We start from the raw sequence: 1,521 nt of genomic DNA, 5'->3' as shown, positions 1-1,521 counted from the left end.
TTTTTTCTTAAATGCCATAAATTGTTTCTAGCACGTGATGAAATTATATGATTATAATCAATCATCACCCTGAAATGTGGTGACGGATACCAGTTAAACCCCGTTGCTATGACTTTCTGTTTTCCACCTTGCACTCCTGCTGCATATTTGTTATTTTCATAATCCCCAGCATGACTATTGAGGTTCAGATAACTCCAACGGACTGACCATTCCAAAGCTCCCCAATCCCCAGCGGCAGGATTAAACAGTGAACCTTCTGGTGCTGCAAAAATAGCGCGAGAGGGTAAATAATGACGATGAGCCCCGAAAATCGCATAATTTAAACTTCCATACCATCCCCAAAAATGAAGATTATCATTATGTCCATATCCCTCATTCTTCCTTGGCATAAAAAATGAATAATATTCCCCTTGAAAAATCAACCTTTTCCATCGTAAGGCAAATTCAGGACCTACAGCCCATATACTGTTGACACCATTGATGGTTCCTGTCTTAAAATCTGCCGCGGAAGGGAAAAGACGGGATTCATTATAACTTACAATAGAATATTTTCTATTTTCACCATGAACGGCAAATGTTCCTGTTACGCCCAAATGAAGATCAATATTTCTTGAAGCTATTGGACGACCCGCCAATCTTAAAACGCCTCCCTTCTGCCCCTGTTGAAAATTGGTAAATTTTTTACCAACGCGTTGCCCTGTATAGCCAACACTGATAAGGTATCGCTGCCCCCAATGAATAACATTGAAACCAGCACGAGGTTCCCCTCCGGCAACATTTCTTAACATATCGATAACCATGGGTCGTTCTGCAAGAAAAAATCCCCTGGAAGTTTCAGAATCCAACATTGATAAAGTGGGTTGGAGTAAACCCCCTCCAATTACCAGATTCTTAATACCTGTATATTTCAAATCCGCTCCGAACAGATCATGATGTTCAAGTCCAAAACGTCCAATATCTGGTGTAACCGTTAAGGCGAAATCAGTATATTTTACAACAATAATCGGACGTCCACGACGTAAAGTTCCTTGATAACTTGAAACTTTTGGTCCATTTGCTCGTTTATTTGGACCTAATAAAGCCCCAATGTCGTAATTAATATAAAGACCAAAAGCGATACTAAGTTTTTTACTCGCTGAATAAAATGTCGGTCTTCCCTTTGGAAAGGCAAGCGTTGAATAACCTACTTGATAATGAAGGTCTTTATATGGATCAACATTTACGACCCTATCCGCATTCCACATTGTGCAACGGATGGATTTTTCATAACAAATATATTCAGCCTGTTGATCATTTTCATCTTTGTCTTTTTTTTCTTCTTTTTCTTTATTTAAAAAAGGAGTTATATTTGATCTCCATCGGTTAGTCTGATAGACATTTGCATAAGAAAATGAAATCGAGATCTTCAAAAAAAGAATACCCATTGTACATGATCGTAAAAACCCTTTTTTACGTCCATATGAGAGGTTACTTTGTACGGCTTCAATATTGTTTACCATTATCAATGACCCCTATATAATT

General features: G+C 38.1%; 1 protein-coding gene. It reads right to left on the bottom strand.

What is annotated here, in order from left to right; all coding sequences use genetic code 11:
- A partial coding sequence (locus U0839_RS08775) for an OprO/OprP family phosphate-selective porin (protein ID WP_413550513.1) occupies positions 1-1,499 on the bottom strand: 1,499 nt, incomplete at its 3' end.
- Between the last annotated feature and the right edge of the window lie 22 nt (positions 1,500-1,521).

The sequence above is a fragment of the Commensalibacter sp. A3DC genome (assembly GCF_047307945.1).
GTDB lineage: Bacteria > Pseudomonadota > Alphaproteobacteria > Acetobacterales > Acetobacteraceae > Commensalibacter > Commensalibacter melissae.
The sequence above is the reverse complement of the archived record's forward strand: the minus strand, read 5'-3'. Positions and strand labels throughout refer to the sequence as shown.